The sequence below is a fragment of the Mesorhizobium sp. IMUNJ 23232 genome (assembly GCF_044326205.1).
Taxonomy (GTDB): Bacteria; Pseudomonadota; Alphaproteobacteria; order Rhizobiales; family Rhizobiaceae; genus Kumtagia.
In genome coordinates this window covers 72,346-87,703 of record NZ_JBIRCY010000027.1, presented here as the reverse complement: position 1 = coordinate 87,703, position 15,358 = coordinate 72,346, and the positions used below count along the sequence as shown (strand labels likewise).

The 15,358-nt window shown below is 62.8% G+C and carries 18 protein-coding genes; 10 read left to right on the top strand and 8 right to left on the bottom strand.

Features of this window, described 5'->3' with window-relative positions:
- Positions 1-101 precede the first annotated feature (101 nt).
- The 8 genes from ACH196_RS19950 to ACH196_RS19915 all read left to right on the top strand — a co-directional run bounded on the left by ACH196_RS19950 (position 102) and on the right by ACH196_RS19915 (position 6,420).
- Positions 102-1,022 (top strand): DMT family transporter, encoded by a 921-nt coding sequence (locus ACH196_RS19950; protein WP_396648674.1) that lies wholly within the window; start codon positions 102-104, stop codon positions 1,020-1,022.
- 40 nt (positions 1,023-1,062) lie between these two features.
- Entirely contained in the window at positions 1,063-1,698 is a 636-nt protein-coding gene (gene mobA / locus ACH196_RS19945; RefSeq protein ID WP_396648673.1) for a molybdenum cofactor guanylyltransferase MobA, read from the top strand.
- Complete coding sequence (gene mobB / locus ACH196_RS19940) at positions 1,695-2,207, top strand: molybdopterin-guanine dinucleotide biosynthesis protein B (protein WP_396648672.1); 513 nt, start codon at positions 1,695-1,697, stop codon at positions 2,205-2,207. The genes mobA and mobB overlap by 4 nt, the downstream gene beginning before the upstream one ends.
- A gap of 153 nt (positions 2,208-2,360) precedes the next feature.
- Positions 2,361-3,152 carry an ABC transporter substrate-binding protein gene (locus ACH196_RS19935; RefSeq protein WP_396648671.1) on the top strand — a complete coding sequence of 264 codons (792 nt, stop codon included), beginning with the start codon at positions 2,361-2,363 and terminating at the stop codon, positions 3,150-3,152.
- 79 nt (positions 3,153-3,231) lie between these two features.
- Entirely contained in the window at positions 3,232-3,942 is a 711-nt protein-coding gene (locus ACH196_RS19930) for an ABC transporter permease (RefSeq protein ID WP_396648670.1), read from the top strand.
- The gene (locus tag ACH196_RS19925) at positions 3,939-4,766 is read left to right on the top strand and encodes an ABC transporter permease (RefSeq protein WP_396648669.1); all 828 of its coding nucleotides are present in this window, start codon (positions 3,939-3,941) and stop codon (positions 4,764-4,766) included. The genes ACH196_RS19930 and ACH196_RS19925 overlap by 4 nt, the downstream gene beginning before the upstream one ends.
- Positions 4,766-5,686, top strand: coding sequence for an NAD(P)-dependent oxidoreductase (locus tag ACH196_RS19920; RefSeq protein WP_396648693.1), 921 nt, complete (start codon positions 4,766-4,768; stop codon positions 5,684-5,686). The genes ACH196_RS19925 and ACH196_RS19920 overlap by 1 nt, the downstream gene beginning before the upstream one ends.
- Complete coding sequence (locus tag ACH196_RS19915) at positions 5,683-6,420, top strand: DNA alkylation repair protein (protein WP_396648668.1); 738 nt, start codon at positions 5,683-5,685, stop codon at positions 6,418-6,420. The genes ACH196_RS19920 and ACH196_RS19915 overlap by 4 nt, the downstream gene beginning before the upstream one ends.
- A 3-nt stretch (positions 6,421-6,423) precedes the next feature.
- On the opposite strand, the gene ACH196_RS19910 is transcribed toward ACH196_RS19915, so the two are convergent.
- The 5 genes from ACH196_RS19910 to ACH196_RS19890 form a co-directional block, all read right to left on the bottom strand.
- Positions 6,424-7,233, bottom strand: coding sequence for a hypothetical protein (locus tag ACH196_RS19910; RefSeq protein WP_396648667.1), 810 nt, complete (start codon positions 7,231-7,233; stop codon positions 6,424-6,426).
- A 140-nt stretch (positions 7,234-7,373) separates the two neighbouring features.
- The gene (locus ACH196_RS19905) at positions 7,374-7,865 is read right to left on the bottom strand and encodes an Lrp/AsnC family transcriptional regulator (RefSeq protein ID WP_396648666.1); all 492 of its coding nucleotides are present in this window, start codon (positions 7,863-7,865) and stop codon (positions 7,374-7,376) included.
- A gap of 109 nt (positions 7,866-7,974) precedes the next feature.
- Positions 7,975-8,604 carry a uracil-DNA glycosylase family protein gene (locus ACH196_RS19900; protein WP_396648665.1) on the bottom strand — a complete coding sequence of 210 codons (630 nt, stop codon included), beginning with the start codon at positions 8,602-8,604 and terminating at the stop codon, positions 7,975-7,977.
- The gene (locus tag ACH196_RS19895) at positions 8,591-9,202 is read right to left on the bottom strand and encodes a glutathione S-transferase (RefSeq protein ID WP_396648664.1); all 612 of its coding nucleotides are present in this window, start codon (positions 9,200-9,202) and stop codon (positions 8,591-8,593) included. Before ACH196_RS19895 ends, ACH196_RS19900 begins: the two co-directional genes overlap by 14 nt.
- A 132-nt stretch (positions 9,203-9,334) precedes the next feature.
- Complete coding sequence (locus ACH196_RS19890) at positions 9,335-10,324, bottom strand: nucleoside recognition domain-containing protein (protein WP_396648663.1); 990 nt, start codon at positions 10,322-10,324, stop codon at positions 9,335-9,337.
- Positions 10,325-10,445: 121 nt separating this feature from the next.
- On the opposite strand from ACH196_RS19890, the gene ACH196_RS19885 reads away from it, so the two are divergent.
- A complete protein-coding gene (locus tag ACH196_RS19885) occupies positions 10,446-10,913 on the top strand; it encodes an Lrp/AsnC family transcriptional regulator (RefSeq protein ID WP_396648662.1) in 468 nt (155 codons plus the stop codon).
- 278 nt (positions 10,914-11,191) lie between these two features.
- On the opposite strand, the gene ACH196_RS19880 is transcribed toward ACH196_RS19885, so the two are convergent.
- Positions 11,192-11,626: an SRPBCC domain-containing protein gene (locus ACH196_RS19880; RefSeq protein ID WP_396648661.1), complete on the bottom strand. Its 435-nt coding sequence runs from the start codon at positions 11,624-11,626 to the stop codon at positions 11,192-11,194.
- Between the two features lie 158 nt (positions 11,627-11,784).
- The gene (locus tag ACH196_RS19875) at positions 11,785-12,408 is read right to left on the bottom strand and encodes a thermonuclease family protein (protein ID WP_396648660.1); all 624 of its coding nucleotides are present in this window, start codon (positions 12,406-12,408) and stop codon (positions 11,785-11,787) included.
- Positions 12,409-12,493: 85 nt separating this feature from the next.
- On the opposite strand from ACH196_RS19875, the gene ACH196_RS19870 reads away from it, so the two are divergent.
- A complete protein-coding gene (locus ACH196_RS19870; protein WP_396648659.1) occupies positions 12,494-14,020 on the top strand; it encodes a sensor histidine kinase in 1,527 nt (508 codons plus the stop codon).
- A gap of 7 nt (positions 14,021-14,027) precedes the next feature.
- Here ACH196_RS19870 and ACH196_RS19865 read toward each other — a convergent pair whose 3' ends face one another.
- Complete coding sequence (locus tag ACH196_RS19865; RefSeq protein WP_396648658.1) at positions 14,028-15,104, bottom strand: D-alanine--D-alanine ligase family protein; 1,077 nt, start codon at positions 15,102-15,104, stop codon at positions 14,028-14,030.
- Between the last annotated feature and the right edge of the window lie 254 nt (positions 15,105-15,358).

The following is a 15,358-nucleotide window of genomic DNA, read 5'->3' as shown; positions in this document are numbered from 1 at the left end:
GCCCCTTCGGCGCACGCATCCGCCTTGGACCAGCGCATTGACATTGCTGTTGCGCCGCCGAGTGGATAAGCCGGCCCATACCGCAATCCAACAGGCGTTCCGTGGCCCTGTCTCACAATCGCGCTGGCGCGCTTTTCATGATGGTGTCCATGGCGGGCTTCACCGTCAACGACGCGCTGGTAAAACTGTCCTCGACCGAGATGAACATGGGCCAGGTGATGCTGGTACGCGGCTTTTTCGCCAGCGTCCTGATCGCGGCACTTGCCTGGCACAAAGGCGTGCTCCACAAACCTCGCCTGCTCCTCCACCCGATGGTGATCCTGCGCTCGGCCTGCGAACTCGGCGCGACAATCTTCTTCCTCATCGCGCTGGCGCATCTGCCGATCGGCAACGTCTCGGCGATCCTGCAAGCCCTGCCGCTCGTCGTCACCATGGGCGCGGCACTGTTCCTCGCCGAGCCCGTCGGCTGGCGGCGCTGGCTGTCGATTGGCGTCGGTTTCGTCGGCGTGCTGATCATCATCCGCCCCGGCTTCGAAGGCTTCAGCATCTATTCCGTCGCGGTGCTGGTCAGTGTGCTATGCGGTGCGATCCGCGATTTCTCGACCCGCGCCGTGCCAAAGGAAGTGCCGACGCTCCTTGTCTCGGTCATGACGGCGGTCATCGTGACGCTCGCGGGCGCCGTGCTTGTCCATCCCTTGGGCGGCTGGACGCCAATGGCGATGTGGGAAACCGGCGCACTCGCCGTCGCCGCCGGGCTGCTGCTGGTCGGATACCAGTTCATCATTATGGCGATGCGCACCGGCGACATCTCGTTCATCGCGCCGTTCCGATATACGGCACTGCTTTGGGCCATCCTACTCGGCTATCTCGTCTTCGGCGACGTGCCTGATCTGCCGATGATCTTGGGCTCGGCCATCATCGTGGCGTCCGGCCTCTATATGCTCTATCGCGAACAGGTGGTCGCCAAACGCCTGCCGATCGCCAACAGCACCTCACCGGGAATGGCGCCCGAGGGATTGTGACGGTCTTGCCGCCAAGTCCACTTCGGGCTACCGCGCAATCATGACGACCGCTTCCACCGATATCGCCGGCCTCATCCTCTGCGGTGGACGCTCCAGCCGCATGGGTGGCGGCGACAAGAGTCTTCTGCCGCTCGGCAGTTCGACTATTCTTGCCAGGATCATCAGTCGGCTCGGGCCGATCCGGCCACTGGCGATCAGCGCCAATGGCGATGCGGCCCGCTTCTCGGCCTTCGCGCTCCCCGTTCTTGCCGACACAATACCCGGATATGCCGGGCCGCTCGCTGGCATTTTGGCCGGCATGCATTGGGCCGCCGGGCAAGGCCGCGAATACTTGCTCACCGTCGCCGGCGATACGCCGTTTTTCCCGACCGATCTGGCCGGGCATCTCGCAACCGCGGTGGCAGGCTTGCCTGGGCGCATCGCCGTCGCTTCGAGCAATGGCCGCCGGCATCCGGTTTTTGCGCTCTGGCCGACGGCGCTACGCCACGATCTCGGGCGGTTCCTTGTTGAATCCGGAACCGGCAGGGTCAACACCTTCATCGACCTGCATGATCCCGTCGACGTGGCTTTCCCATTGTTCGAGCACGACGGCCAGTCTATCGATCCCTTCTTCAACATCAACGTTCCAGCCGACCTTGCGGAGGCCGAACGGATCGCGCAGATGCTTGATCCATGACGAAAAATGTCTTCGGCATCACCGGTTGGAAGAATTCCGGCAAGACCACGCTGACCGAGCGGCTGGTGACCGAACTGACCCGCCGCGGCTGGTCCGTATCGACGGTCAAGCATGCCCACCATGCCTTCGACATCGACCAGGAAGGCACCGACAGCTTTCGTCACCGTGCCGCCGGCGCAACCGAAGTCGCGATCGTTTCCGGCGTACGCTGGGCGCTGATGCACGAACTGCGCGACGCAGCCGAGCCCGACCTCGCCTCGATCCTCGAACGCATGTCGCCTTGTGACCTGGTACTGGTCGAGGGCTATAAGCGCGAAAGCCATCGCAAGATCGAGGTCCGGCGTCTCGACGCCAGGAACACCGCGCCGCTCGCGCCGAACGATCCGAACATAGTCGCCATTGCCGCCGACCATCCGGCAGACGGCGGTGGACTGCCGGTGTTCGACCTGAACGAAGTCGGCGCCATCGCCGACTTCGTCGAGACGACGACCGGTCTTGCCCGCTCCTGACGCGGCGTCGCCGCTTTGAGGTTGGGCAAAGCGGTTTTGCGATTGCTTTTTCAGCAAAAACAGTGGGAATATTAATGAATGCGGGCGCGTCAGCCGCGCCGCTAGCGGCCCGGCCCCAATGGACGGGACCGGCCAATAAAAGAGAGGAACGTTATGCGTATCACAAGACGTATCGCCTTCGCGATATCGGCAGCCGCGCTCGCGGCATCCCTCGGTGCGGCCAGCGCCCAGGAATTGAGCCTGAAGATCGGCACCGAAGGCGCCTATCCGCCCTTCAACAACCTGACCGCCGACGGCAAGCTGGAAGGCTTCGACATCGACATCGCCAATGCGCTCTGCGAAGAGATGAAGGCGAAGTGCGAATTCGTCACCCAGGACTGGGACGGCATCATCCCGGCGCTGCAGGCCGGCAAGTTCGACGCCATCATCGCCTCGATGTCGATCACCGACGAGCGCAAGCAGAAGGTCGACTTCACCAACAAATATTACAACACGCCTTCCGCCGTCGCGGGTCCGAAGGACAGCACCATAACGGCGATCACCAAGGAAGGCCTGGCCGGCAAGACGGTCGGCGTCGCCACGTCGACCACGCACTTCAACTATGCCTCGCAGACCTACACGGACTCCGAGATCAAGGGTTATCCGTCCAGCCAGGAATTCCTGCTCGACCTGGCCAATGGCCGCCTCGACGCGGTTGAGGACGACATCAGCGTTCTGGAGGCATGGCTGAAGACGGCGGATGGCGCCTGCTGCAAGATCCTCGGCCAACCCTCCCCGCAGCCTGTCGAGATCTTCGGTCCGGGCGCCGGCATCGCGGTGCGCAAGGGCGAGACCGACCTGGTCAACAAGTTCAACGAAGCCATCAAGGCGATCCGCACCAACGGCAAATACAAGGCGATCAACGACAAGTATTTCAGCTTCGACGTCTACGGCGCCGAAAGCTGATCGATCTGACGGGCGGCCGCCAGATGCGGTCGCCCGTCATTACCCGCTGCCAGACTGATCAACGGAGCCAACCAGCCTCATGAAGAGCATCTGGACTCTGCTGAGTTGGGGCTCTGAGGGATGGCTCGACGAAATCGCCTATGGCGTCTTCATCACCGTTTCGCTGGCTTTCGCGACCCTGCCGATCGGCCTTCTGATCGGTTTCTTCGTCGCCTTGGCAAAGCAGTCGAGAGAGCCTTCGCTCCGGCTCGCGGGCAACATCTACACGACGATCTTCCGCGGGTTGCCCGAACTCGTAACGCTCTTCCTGGTCTATTACGGCGCGCAGATCGGCATCCAGACCTTAGTCCGCACGATCGATCCGGGCGCAACGGTCGACGTCAACAGCTTCATCTCCGGCATGGTAGCGCTTGGCGTCGTCTTTTCGGCCTATGTCAGCGAAGTCTTCCTTTCTGCATTTCGAGCCATTCCCCTCGGCCAGTATGAAGGCGGGTACGCGATAGGTCTGACCAACAGCCAGACGATGCGCCTTGTGGTCCTGCCGCAATTGATACGAATCGCGCTGCCGGGTCTGGCCAATCTCTGGCTGATCCTACTCAAGGAAACCGCCCTGGTCTCGGCGATCGGCCTCAACGATATCCTGCGTTGGACCGGCGTGGCGGCGCGAGTGGAGCGCGAGCCCTTCCTTTTCTACAGTTTCGCGGCTTTCCTCTATCTCGCGCTGACTATCATTTCGTCTTTCGGAATCAACAAGATCGAAAGAGCGGTTGGCCAGGAGCCCGCGCGATGAGCGTCACCAGCCAGGCCGCCGTTGAACTCGCCCCACCGAAGCCGCCGCGCGGTTGGCCGCGCGAGCGCGTCATCGGTCATGTATTGGTCGGCCTATGGATTCTTGTGGGCATCGGCCTCGTCGGCTACCTTGCCGCCGCCTGGAACCCGGAATGGTTTGAAAAATACATTCCGACCTATGTTTCCGGCCTCAAGGTGACGCTGTCGCTGGTTGTCATCTCGATCATTCTCGGCGCCATCCTGTCGCTGCCGATCACCTATGCGCGGATGTCGCGCAACAGCATGCTGTCGGCGCTCGCCTACGGATACGTCTACTTCTTTCGCGGCACGCCGCTGCTGGCGCAGACTTTTCTGATCTATTACGGCATCGGATCGTTCAAGCCGCAGTTGGAGGCGGTCGGCCTCTGGACCTTCTTCCGCGAGGCCTGGTATTGCGCGATCCTCGCCTTCTCCCTGAACACCGCCGCCTATCAGGCTGAAATCCTTCGCGGCGCGATCAGGAGCGTACCACGTGGCCAGTGGGAAGGTGCCGCCTCGCTTGGCCTACACAACCTGCAGACGCTCTGGAAGATCGTTTTGCCGCAGGCACTGATCGTCGCGCTCCGCCCCTACGGCAATGAAATCATTCTGATGGTCAAGGGTTCGGCGATCGTGGCGCTGATCACTGTCGCCGATCTTATGGGCGCGACTCGCCTCGCCTATTCCCGCACCTTCGATTTCCAGGCCTATATCTGGGCGGCGATCGTCTACCTTGCTCTTGTCGAAACCCTGCGCAACGGGATTGACTGGATCGAGCGTGTGATTACACGACATCTGCGGCGCTGATCGGGCGACCGAAAGCAACGCAATCGGAATCGTTCGTAGAGGATCGCACCATGGCGTCTGTCGCTTTTCTCGGTCTCGGCGTCATGGGTTACCCCATGGCAGGGCACCTGAAGAACAAGGGCGGCCATGATCTGACGGTGTACAACCGCACGGCCGCACGCGCCGAAAAATGGGTCGCGGAACATGGCGGCAGGAGCGCGCCGACGCCTCACGAAGCCGCCGAAGGCAAGGATTTCGTATTCTCCTGCGTCGGCAATGATGACGATCTGCGCGAAGTGACAATCGGCGCGCACGGCGCCTTCCAGGCAATGAAGAAGGGCGCCGTGTTCATCGACAACACGACGGCTTCCGCGGAAGTGGCGCGCGAACTCGCTGAAAAGGCATCCGCCGGCGGCTTCGCCTTTCTCGACGCGCCCGTTTCCGGCGGGCAGGCCGGCGCGGAAAACGGGTTTCTCACCGTCATGGTCGGTGGCGAGCAGGCGGATTTCGACCGGGCCAGGCCAGTGATCGACGCCTACGCCCGTATGGTTGGCCTGATGGGTCCGTCCGGCGCGGGGCAATTGACCAAGATGATCAACCAGATCTGCATTGCCGGGCTGGTGCAGGGGCTCGCGGAGGGCCTGCATTTCGGCAAGCGCGCCGGTCTGGATGTCGAGAAGGTCGTTGAGGTCATCTCCAAGGGTGCTGCCGGCTCGTGGCAGATGGAGAACCGCCACAAGACGATGAATGCCGGCAAATACGATTTCGGCTTTGCAGTCGACTGGATGCGCAAGGATCTTAAGATCTGCCTTGAGGAAGCTGACCGCAACGGCGCGAAGCTGCCGGTCACCGCGCTGGTCGACCAGTTCTACAAGGAAGTGCAAGGTATGGGCGGCAGGCGCTGGGATACTTCGTCGCTGCTCGCACGGCTGGAGAAATGACCGGGCCAGCACCCGCCGAACTGTCGCCGGCCTCGACGGCTTCCGAGGTGATTTCCTATCTGAAATCAATCGGTTCAGAAGAAAACCGAAAGGGCATGCTGCGCTACGGAATCCGGATCGAGCGGGCGCTGGGAATTTCCCACGGCGTGCAAAGGGACATCGCCAAACGCATAAAACGCAACCACGAGCGCGCTTTTGACCTCTGGGACAGCGGCATCATGGAGGCACAGTTCATCGCCTCCGTCACCACCGACCCGAAGCGGTTTACCGCAGACAATGCAAGGGCTTGGGCGGCTTCGTTCGATTCCTGGGACATCGTCGACGGCGTCTCGGACCTGTTCGTCGACATCGATTGCTGGCGAGATTTGATCGAGGAATTTGCCGAGGACGACCGCGAGTTCGTACGGCGTACGGCCTTTGCCATGTTGTGCTGGGCAACGGTGCACAGAAAGAAGGAGCCGGACGCCACATTCGCGAACTATTTGCCGCTCATGGAGAAGCATTCGACCGACAGTCGCAATTTCGTGAAGAAGGCCGTCAACTGGGCGCTGCGCACCATCGGTAAACGCTCGCTAGTGCTTCACCCGCCGGCGCTGGCGCTTGCCGAAAAACTCGCCGCCTCGCCTGACAAGACCGCGCGCTGGATCGGCAAGGACGCGGTGCGCGAACTGACCGCCCCGAAGACGCTGGAACGACTCGCCGCGCGACGGCCGGAAAGCATACCGCCCCACTGATTTCTACTGTTTGCTCACCAACGCATTCAGAGCCGCTCTCAAGCGATCGACCTTGTCGAGCAGTTCGAGATATTGGTCAGGAGCAGGGTTCGGACTGGTCTTGCCCAGAAAATAAACGCCCACGGTCTCGGGCCTGGTAGAATCCTCGATTTCGCTGCGTGCCCTCCATTCGGCATCGAGCGTCGTCAGGCGCTTGAGGAACGGGTCGCGGGCGAGCACGCTGGCTGATTCCATGACCTCGGCATCGACGACCTTGGCGGAATAGGTCTGCAAGGCGTTTTCGAGAATGGCGATCGCATTGGAGGATTGCTCCATGAGGATCGACATGGCCGGTTTGCTCGATGGGCTGAAGGGAACCGCGGACGGGATGTAAGGCAGGCCAAGCCTCACAGCCGGATCCAGCCTCAACGTCGCCAGGTCGTCGAGAGTGCGTTTACTGCGCAGGTCGATCTGGGCGGCGTCGTCGTATGGCAGCCGGTCTTCCGGCCCGGGACTGATGACCGTCGTGTAGCGCATCAGCGCCGCGAACCTGAGTATGTTCAGGATAAGCTCTGTTCCGTGCTCGAATTCGCTTTGCGCGACCTTCCTCATGGACGTCAGTTGGGCTTGAGCCTGACGAATGGCGTCTTGCTGGGACTTGGCATTGTAGAGCGTGAACATGAGAGCGATGAGCGCAAAGCAGCCGGCGGCCCATCCGAAAGCCGTCAGGCTCGCCACCCCCGTCATATCTGGCTTACGGCTCGGTCCAAGCAGCGCGACCAGCGCTGCAACAAAGCTCAATATTGGAGCAGCATAAGCGACAAAGCCTTTCATGATATGCTTCCTCGACGGTTGCAGACCAAATATTGACTTTGCGTCACATCATAGATGAGCCGTTCCCGCTTACCAGCCAATTCGCGCGCGGGCCGGCGTGAACGCCAAACGCCTCGCCAGCACGGAGAACGCTCCGCGCCCTAAGCCGCGTTCGAGCCGGACTCCTTGTCCAGCACCATGTAGTCCAGCGGCAGCTCGGTCGTGTACTTGATCTGCTCCATGGCGAAGGACGACGACACGTCGCGTATCTCGATCTTGGCGATCAGCCGCTTGTAGAAGGCGTCATAGGCGGCGATGTCCGGCACGACGACGCGCAGCAAATAATCAATGTCGCCGCTCATGCGATAGAACTCGATGACCTCCGGGAACTCCTGGATCACCTCAGAGAATCGCCGCAGCCATTCGTGGCTGTGCGAATTGGTGCGGATCGACACGAACACCGTGACGCGCGCATTGATCTTTTCCGGATCGAGGATGGCGACGCGGCGGCGGATGACGCCTTCCTCCTCCAGCTTCTGGATGCGGCGCCAGCACGGCGTCGTCGACAGGCCTACCTTCTTGGCGATATCGGCAACGGCGAGCGTCGCGTCTTCCTGCAGAAGACGAAGGATTTTCCGGTCGAGGCGGTCCATGATGGGCTCCGGGAGAAAAATATTCCCTTGAACTTAGCATTCCGGGAACGCCTTACAAGCAAGATTTTCACGGTGCGCAGCGTATGCGGAGCATGTACTTGCGCCGAAGTCAGGCAAGACGCAGCGCGATTTCCGTCTTCAGGCGCGGCAGCAAATCCGTTTCGAACCAGGGATTCTTCCTGATCCAGCCGGTGTTTCGCCATGACGGGTGCGGCAGCGGAATAATCTTCGGTCCATTCGAACCCTCGAAGATGCCCTGCCAGCTCTTCACCGTCTCGGTCAGCGAGCGCGCGGGTCCGCCGATATGCCAGGCCTGCGCGTAAAGCCCAACCGCTACGACGAGTTCCACCTGCGGCATCAGCGAAAGCAGTTGCGCCCGCCACGCCGGCGCGCATTCGCGGCGCGGCGGCAGGTCGCCGCCCTTGGCGTCCTGGCCGGGAAAGCAGAAGCCCATGCCTGCCATGGCGATCCTTCTTGCGTCGTAGAAGGTCGCCTCGGTCACGCCCAGCCAGTCGCGCAAGCGCATGCCGGACGCATCGGAGAACGGTTTTCCGCTCAGATGTACTTTTGTGCCCGGCGCCTGGCCGGCGATCAGGATTCTTGCGGTCGAGGATGGAATTACGACCGGGCGCGGCTCGTGCGGCAGCGGCCGTCCGATCGGACTGTCGACGCAGATGCGGCAGGCGCGGATGCGCGCCGCCAGCCGCTCCAGCTCTTCGGCGTAATCAGGCCGAAGCACTCGGCCGTGCCCTCAGCGCCTGGTGCCAGCGCAGCACCGCGCCGCAATCCTCGGGGATGGTGATGCGCGCCGGCTTCATGAAGTCCAGCGCGATCAGGCCGGTGATGTCGGCAATGCTGAAAAAATCGCCTGCGGCGAATTCGTGCTCGGCGAGGTGTTCGTCGAGGATGTGCATGAAGGCGACGGCGCGCGGCCGGTTCGCTTCGCCCCATTCGGGTACCTGCGGCACCTCCCATTCCTTCATGGCCGGATGGGTATGGCGGAACGCCTGCGACACGGCATAAAACAGGTTGAGTTCGATACGCCGCTGCCACATCTCGACTACCGCCTTGCCCAGCGCGCCGCGCCCGAACAGCGCCGGTTCCGGATGCAGTTCCTCGAAATAGCGGCAGATGGCGACCGATTCGGTCAGGACCGTGCCGTCATCGAGTTCCAGCACCGGCAGCCGCTGCAATGGATTTTTCGCGGTGACCTCCTCGCTTCTGTGGCCCATGGCGCCCATGTCGACAGGCACCAGCGGCACTGTGATGCCTTTCTCGGCCAGAAAGATGCGCACGCGGCGCGGATTCGGCGCGCGGCCGCCGTCGAAGAGTTTCATTTTCCAGCCCTTGCTTCCGGTCCTGCCCCCAATATCGATTGGATAGAGGCGCATGGCGCGCGGTCAAGCCACCTTTCGAAACGGAGAACGTCTGGACCATCCGGAAGGCAGGCGTTGCCCGGCCCGCCGGCATCAGGATTTTGTTTCCGATCCCAACGCCTCGGAACTCCTGCCGCCGAAGAACGCGTTGAAAAATACGCGTTCCGAGGTCGAGCCTATTGTCCTGGCGATCAACGCGGTCGCCAGCACGGCAAAGATCAGGCGGGCGACAAAGACGCTGGTGAAATCGGCACCGAGGGCAACGACGAGCAGCGTGTCCTCGATGATCGAGTGGGCAAAACCCATGAAGATGCAGGCGAGGAAAATCTGGCGGGGTTCGACCGCTGTCGAACGCGCCTCGCGGATGAGCAGCCCGCCACCGTAGGAGATGCCGAGAAACATGCCCACCGCAGCGAACGGGACTGTTTTGGAGCGGATGCCGGCAAGCCAGAACAGGGGAGCGATGCCCTTGTTCAGCCAATCCATGATGCCGGACATTTTGAGGATCTCCATCGTCCAGCTAAGCGCAAGCAGAACGACCAGCATGGCGACAAGGCTCTCCACCAGGCCCAGTGCAAATTCGCCCCAGCCGGCGCTCTGGCCCATCGGCATCCAGGCAGGTTCCAGAGGTGTGGCCAGCCATCCGGTCGCGGCGAAGACCTGGTGCAGAATTGCCGCAAAGACCATGCCGCCACCGACGCGGACCGTGGCGGTGACCAGGAAGCCGGGGCCGGCCTTCTGGATGATGCGCTGCTCGATGGGGATTGCGTGCGCCACCAGCAGCAGCGCCGAAAAGACCGTCATGTCAGCGACCGTCAATTCCGAGACCGGCACCAGGGTGAAGAGGGTCGCCACCGCGCCCCAGAGCCCAACCAGCAAACCCATCAGCCAAGCGAAGGCGAGTTCCGGCGGCAGTCCGTAGAGTTCCATGACCGGCGCAAACATGGGGGAGACGGCGCGGATCACGCCGAATTCCACCAGCGCCTGGGTGAGCAGCGTGATCGGAACGATGATACGGACCAGTTCCCAATAGATTCCAAGCGTTTCGCGGGTTTTTCGGTAAATCAGCGCAGTCACTGTCATGGCCATATCTCCTAGGCTTCCGACAATGGCTTAGCGCGGCATCGTCTGCATTTGGCGTCAAAATCTTGCGGGTCTGTGCAATAATATTGCATAGTTTCGCAACATAAATGCGGAGACTCAGATGGATCGGATCGACAGAAAACTCCTCGATCTCCTGCAGGAGGACGCATCACGAACCAATGCTGAATTGGCCGAAACGATCGGGCTTTCGCCGTCAAGCTGCCTGCGCCGCATCCAGCGGCTGAAAGCCGCCGGCGCCATCGACCGCATCGTTGCGATCCTCGATCCGGCCAAGGCGGGCAAGGGGCTGAAGGCGGTCGTCACCGTGGAGCTGGAACGCCATGGCGAACAACCGACGCGGCAGTTTCTCGACCTCGCGGCCAAGGAACGGGCCGTCGTGCAGGCCTACAGCGTTTCCGGCCAGACCGACGTAGTCCTGATGTTGCGCCTGGCTGATATGGCGGAGTTCGACGCGCTGTGCGAACGCCTGTTCAATGACCGCAGCAACATCGCGCGCTACTACACCATGTTCGTCATTCGAACCGGAAAGGAAACGACGGCGATCCCGTTGTCGGTTCAGGCCGATTGACATTCGGGCCTAGGACGGGACAGTCCGTTGAGCCGGCTGCGGTCGTGCTCAGCCATGCTGCCCATGGCACCGCACTTGAACCCCATCGGGCACGTGCACTGCCGGCATGGTGACGCGCCATCGGCGCAAAGCGCACCGGGGGGCTATGAAGGGAACGGCTACGCGTGACGGCCGAGTGTCTGTCTCAAGCGCCGAAAACTTTCGCGTTGCAACACGGCCTCCCCTGGCTACCTGACGCGTATAGGCGGCCGGCAACGGCAAATCGGCCGGCCGCCATCTCACTCGCCGACCGGCCCATCCGGTCCCGGATCGCCGCCCGCGGCGGCGATCGCCAGCCTGCGCAGATAATGGTTCCAGCCCTTTTCGTGGCCGGCACGCTCTTCCTCGTTCGGCAGCCCGCTATGGGTGAAGCGGACCAGCGTGCCGCTGCCCTTCTCGACCAGGTCGATCTCGACCAGGCTCGATCCGGGCGGCACCGCCTCGCGCCCTTCCCAGCCGAAGCTGTAGGCCAGGCGATGCACCGGGATCACTTCCGTGAATTCACCGCGGGCGGGGTACTTGTCGCCGACGCTGACCAGATAGATGCCGCCGGGACGGGCGTCCGTCGTCGCCGTGCCGAGCCATCGCAGGATCTTGTCGGGATCGGTGAGGAAGGCGAAGACCGTCGCCCGCGGGGCGGCGATCTCGATCTCGGTGCGAAGCATCTCGTTCATCGGCGGCGTCCTCCAATGCGGGCGGCATGTCGTTCCACCACTTTACAGAATGTAGGCCAGCCGGCGTGCTGCACAAGAACGCGTCCGCAGCCACCTGACAGCCGCTCGCGGCGCGGTATTTGCATCGGGTTGGCGAGGCATCGTCCGCTTGTGCGCGATCAGGCGCCGCCCAACCCGAAAATCCCGGTGATCCAACCCCATAGCGTTCCCAGCCGGCCGTGATCGTCCTCGACCATGCTGCCATGCGTTTCGCGCCATTGCCTCGGCCGCTCGAATTCGCCGGCCCAGAGGCCGCGTCCGGCGCGCTGGGCGGCAAGTTCTTCCGCCTCGAAGCCGCCGAAGGCCACCGCCCAGCCCTGCTCGACCAGCGAACGGTTGAGGTCGGTCGACCCAGCCTTGCAGTCGCCGAGCAGCCTTCCGTAGCGGTCGCGCTGCCAGCCGGCGCAGGCGACGGGTTTTGCACCGATCAGCTTGCGCAGAGCCTCGCGCGCCTCGCGGCCGCAGGCGTATTTGATGCCAGCGCGCAGGCAGGTTTGCGAATATTCCGGCGCGTCGATGCCGCGCAGCCTGATCTTCTCGCCGGCGATGGTGATCGTGTCGCCATCATTGACGATCGCCACACCCGCCGGCCGCAAGGTTTCCACGCGGTCGAGCCGTGCCGCCAGAAGCGCCAGCAGGCCAAGGATGACGACGGCTAGGAACAGGTCGAATGCACGGCGGAACAGGCCGCGCGAAGTGGATCGGCGCACGCCGCCAAGCGTCGCGCGCAAAAAGCGACTCATATGGCAAACAGTCTCTTAATCATTCCGAACTAGCCTGCGAGGCGTTAAAAAATCCAAGGCTCAGCGCGCGAAAAACCAAACCGGAATGCCGTCCACGCACACCAACACGGCAGACAAGATCATTGTGGACCGGCGCAAACCGCATCGCAACAGCGACGTGGCGAGGGCCGTCCGGCGGATTCGCGACCGCCTCGCGCAACAGCCCGGCAACGTCGGCTTCGACCGCGAACTCCTGAAACTGCATGCCGACTCCACCATCTCGGCCGCCGTTGCGGTGCCCTTGCTGGTCCTGCTCATCGCCATTGGCGGCATGCTCGCAGGCATGACCCTGTCTATCGCCATCTGGGCCTTGATCACAGTGGCTTGCTACGGCGGGCTCGGCTTTCTCGCAAAGCGCGTCGGCCGTACCGCGACCGATGATATCGACGTCAGTCGAACGAAGCGGGCTTTCCTGATCGCGCATTTCGTCTCGGGCATCGGTTGGGCCTATCTGGCGGCCCTGCAATGCGACCAATGCCACGTCGCGCAGTTTCCGGTGGTCAAGGCGGTGCTGCTGCTGCTGGCGGTCGCCGCCTCGGCGCTGATCGCGGCCTCGCTGCGCGGCGCGCTGGTCGCCACCTTCGCGCTGCCAGTGCTGCTCTATGCGGTGCTGGGCGCCAATCTGCGCCAGCCGGTGGAGGCGCTGATGGCCGCCCTGCTGGTGCTGGCGCTGCCCTTCTTCTCCTACATCTCCGGCCACATCTACCGCTCCTCGCTGATGCTCTTGTCCTTCCGCACCGAAAAGGACGCGCTGATCGCCGAACTGGAGACGGCGAAGGCGATGTCGGACGAGGCGCGCCTCCGCGCGGAAGAAGCCAATCTCGCCAAATCGCGCTTCCTCGCCTCGATGAGCCACGAGCTGCGCACGCCGCTCAACGCCATCCTCGGCTTTTCCGAGGTGATGGGCAGCGAGGTGCTGGGGCCGATGACCAACCATACCTACAAGGACTACGCCCACGACATCCACTCGTCCGGCCAGCACCTGCTGACGCTGATCAACGAGATTCTCGACCTGTCGCGCATCGAGGCCGGACGCTATCAGCTCAACGAGGAGGCGCTGTCGCTGGCCCTCGTCGTCGAGGACTGCTGCCACATGATGACGCTAAAGGCGCGCGGCAAGGATCTCCGCATCGTCGAGGAGTTCGAGCAAGGCATGCCGCGCCTGTTCGCCGACGAGCGCGCCGTGCGACAGATCACACTCAACCTGTTGTCCAACGCGGTGAAGTTCACCTCGACCGGCGGCGAGATTCGCGTCCGCGTCGGCTGGACGGCGGGCGGCGGCCAGTATCTGTCGGTGAAGGACAACGGCCCCGGCATTGCCGAGGACGAGATCCCGGTCGTGCTGTCGGCCTTCGGGCAAGGCGCCATCGCCATCAAGAGCGCCGAACAGGGTACCGGCCTCGGCCTGCCGATCGTCCAGGGGCTTACCGAACTGCATGGCGGCAGCTTCGACATCCGCTCGAAACTGCGCGAAGGCACCGAGGTGATCGTGGTCTTCCCCGCCTCGCGGGTCATGGAGGCGCTGCCCGCCATGCCCACACAAGGGGCCGCGGCGGGCGGACGGCGACGGTAGCGGCGGCCTACCGGCCGGCGCGCGCCAGCCCGTGTTCCACCAGCCGGTCGATGACCTCGCCATAACTCACGCCGCTCGCCGCCATCGCCTTGGCATACATGCTGATGTCGGTGAAACCGGGGATGGTGTTGAGTTCGTTGACCAGAATGCGCATGTCGGCCGTGACGAAAAAATCGACGCGCGCCATGGCGTCGCAGCCGACCGCCCGGAAGGCATTCGCCGCCATCTCGCGGATATTACTCTCGATTTCCGGCGGTAGTTCCGCCGGCACCTTCAGCGCGGCGCCATTCTCGTCGACGTACTTTGCGTCGTAGCTGTAGAAACCGTGGTTTTCGGCCGGCACGATCTCACCAGGCCGCGAAACGAACAGGCCGCCTTGCACATCCTCCAGCACACTGCATTCGATCTCGCGGCCGCGGATGAATTCCTCAGCCAGCAGCTTGCGGTCATGTTTGAAACCTTCCGCCAGCGCCGCCTCGAATTCGCCTTCCGTCGCAACCTTGCTGACCCCGACCGACGATCCCTGCCGCGCCGGCTTGATGAAGACCGGCAGGCCGAGCGTGCGTTCGATTTCGGCGAAGGCGGGCGGATTCCCCTGATGAATGGTGACAGAGCGCGCCGTCGCCAGACCCGCCTCGTTGAGCAATCGTTTGGCGATGTCCTTGTCGAGTGCGGTGGCCGAACCGAGGATGCCGCATCCGGCAAGCGGCACGCGGGCGACTTCGCAAAGCCCCTGCACCGCTCCATCCTCGCCATGCAGCCCGTGCAACACCGGAAACGCGATGTCGATCGTCGGCAGATCATAGGCGGCGCCACCGGCCGGGAGTGCGATGATCCGCCCGTGTCCGCCGGGCACCAGGCAGATTTCCGTTCCGCTTTCCGGCTTCGACAGCGTACCGTCATCGAAGGAACTCAACAGCCATTTTCCCTCGCGGGTGACGAAAACCGGCACCGCATCATATTTGCCCGGTTCCAGCGCGCCCATGACATTGGCCGCCGAAAGCACCGACACGTCGTGCTCGGCGGATCGCCCGCCGAACAGCACGGCGATCCTGAGCTTCGAGTGGTGCGAGGCGTTGGTCATGAAAAAAGTCTCCGGAATGATTTGCGATGAAGGTGACTTGAAGCCGACGGCAATGCCGCGATTGTGGCGGAAATCCTGATTTTTCCTGCAGATCGGCCTCGTCCGAATCGCGGTGAGATTCCCCTCGCAAATCAGATCAGCCGCAGGGGTTCGGCAAGGGGATACCGAGGCGTTTGCCCGGCAGGAAGAGACACGCAGTGCTCTCCGGCAACGAAAAGCTGGCCCGATGCCGTGATAAGCTGGTATGCGGCAGC